This window comes from Pseudonocardia pini, from assembly GCF_013870575.1.
GTDB lineage: Bacteria > Actinomycetota > Actinomycetes > Mycobacteriales > Pseudonocardiaceae > Pseudonocardia > Pseudonocardia pini.
Genome location: NZ_JACBXB010000890.1, coordinates 1 through 2,039, shown reverse-complemented (window position 1 = coordinate 2,039; position 2,039 = coordinate 1). Strand labels below are relative to the sequence as shown.

Below are 2,039 nucleotides of genomic sequence, written 5' to 3'. Positions count from 1 at the left end.
CGCCGCGGACGTGGCGGACCTGCCCGACCTGCCCGCCGAGGTGCACACCCCGGTGTCCGCCAAGGGCCTCGAGTTCGACGTCGTGCTGATCGTGGACCCCGAACGGATCCGGGCCCACAACCCCGCCGACCTGTACGTCTCGATCACCCGCGCGACCCAGCGGCTGGGGCTGGTGCACGTGGCGAGCTGACCGGGGATGCCGGACACACCCCCCGGTGTCCGGCATCCCGCGTCAGGCGGCGCAGACCGCGCCGGGGGCGGGCTGCTCGCCCGAGGTGAGCAGCCGCCCGGCGGCGGTGGCCATGCAGGCGGACCGGTAGAAGGCGGTGTGCCCCAGGCCCTGGAACACGAGCAGCCGGGAGCCGGGGATCAGGCTCATCAGCTCCTGGCCGTTCTTCAACGGGGTCTCGGCGTCGTAGGTGTTCGCGAGGACGAGCACCTTCCCGGCCACCGGCCCGTTCGGGACCGGCAGCCCCGCGGACTGCTGCGGACAGGCGGCGAAGTTGGTCAGGGCGTAGGTCAGCGCGAACGGCCCGAACCGCGGCGCATACGCGCCTGCCACCGCCACGTCGGCCGCGACCTGGGTGAGGTCGGGCCGGTCGGTCCAGTCGCTGCAGTTCACGAACTGGAAGATCTCCGGGCCGTTGGTGAACGTGCCGTCCGGCCGCTGCCCGGCGATCGCGAGCCCGACGGCGTGCAGCGCACTCGGGTCGTCGTCGCGCAGGTACTGGCCGACGGCCTGCTCGGCGAGCTCTTGGGAGCCCCGGTAGTCCACGACGCCCGCCAGCAGGGCCTGGTAGAGCAACCCGCCGGTCAGCCGCGCGCCGTCGGTACCGGGCACGAGCGGCTGCTCGGCGCGGACCTTCGCGACGAGGGTGTCGAAGCCCGCCGCCGGGTCCGGCCCGAACGCGCAGTCCGGCTTCGCGGCGCAGCGGTCGAACCACACGTCGAGCGCGGCCTCGCCCGCCTCGACCATGCCGTACGCCGTGTCACGGATGGTCCCGAGCTGCGACATCGACCCGTCGAGCACCATGTTGCCGACGGTGCCGGGATACATCGCCGCGTACGTCGCGCCGACCCGGGTGCCGTACGAGTGGCCGAGGAAGTTCAGCACCGGCTCACCCGTCGCGACCCGGATGGCCTCGAGGTCCTGGACGCCCTGCGAGGTGCCGAGCAACCCGAGGTAGTCCCCGTACCGGGCCTGACACGCGGCCAGCCGCTCCTGGGCGGCGGCCGCCATCGCCCGCAGCCCGTCGGGCGTGCCGGGGTCGGCCTCGAAGTACCGGGTGTTGCCCTCCGGACAGGTGATCGGGGTGCTCTGGCCGAGCCCGCGCGGGTCCCAGGTCACGACGTCGAGCGTCCCCCCGGTCGCGTCGGCGATCGCCTTCCCGTCACCGCGGATCGAGCTCGTGCCGGAGGCACCGGGGCCACCCCAGTTGACGAAGACCGTGCCCTTCCGCTCGCCGGGGGCGGGCAGCTTGACCAGCGCCAGGCTGATCTTCGCGCCGTCCGGGGCGGCCCAGTCCCGCGGGACCTCCAGGGTGCTGCACTGGAAGCCGTCGCCGCAGTCGGTCCAGGCGAGCGTGCCCTGCTCCTGGCCCGCCGGTTCCTGCGCCGCGTTCGTGCAGGCCGCGGCGACCAGGACGGCCCCCACCGCCGCGGCGACCCGACCGACCCGTCCCCGTGTCCGACCCTGTGGCATCGCTGTCCCCCCACCCCACCGGCGCGCGCCGGAGCGTGAGATCACGATCGCGGAACCCCGCGGGCGGGCCAATGCCCCTGGGCCCGGCACCCGAGGGGGCCTGGGCCCCCCGCCGAACGCAGTAGGGATGCGGCCGATCGGCCCCCTACACTCGTCGCCAGTGGACGGAGCGCCTGCAGGTCCGGTCCGACGACGACCCGGTGCGTCGGTCGTCCGGCCTGCCCTCGGCCTGCTCGCGGCGTCCCTCGCGATGGGGATCGGGGTCGAGCTGGTCCTCGGGCTCGCGGGGCCGATCGAGCCGGCCTGGTTCGCGGTCCTCTTCCCCGCCGCGGCCGCC

Annotated in this window: 2 protein-coding genes; one reads left to right on the top strand and one right to left on the bottom strand. The window is 74.6% G+C overall.

Annotated features, from left to right (window positions below; all coding sequences use genetic code 11):
• A partial coding sequence (locus tag H5J29_RS30435) for an ATP-binding domain-containing protein (protein WP_181784398.1) occupies positions 1-190 on the top strand: 190 nt, incomplete at its 5' end.
• A 42-nt stretch (positions 191-232) separates the two neighbouring features.
• Here the strand turns inward: H5J29_RS30435 and H5J29_RS30430 are convergent.
• Positions 233-1,654, bottom strand: a complete 1,422-nt coding sequence (locus H5J29_RS30430; RefSeq protein WP_181784397.1) for an alpha/beta fold hydrolase — start codon at positions 1,652-1,654, stop codon at positions 233-235.
• Positions 1,655-2,039 lie beyond the last annotated feature (385 nt).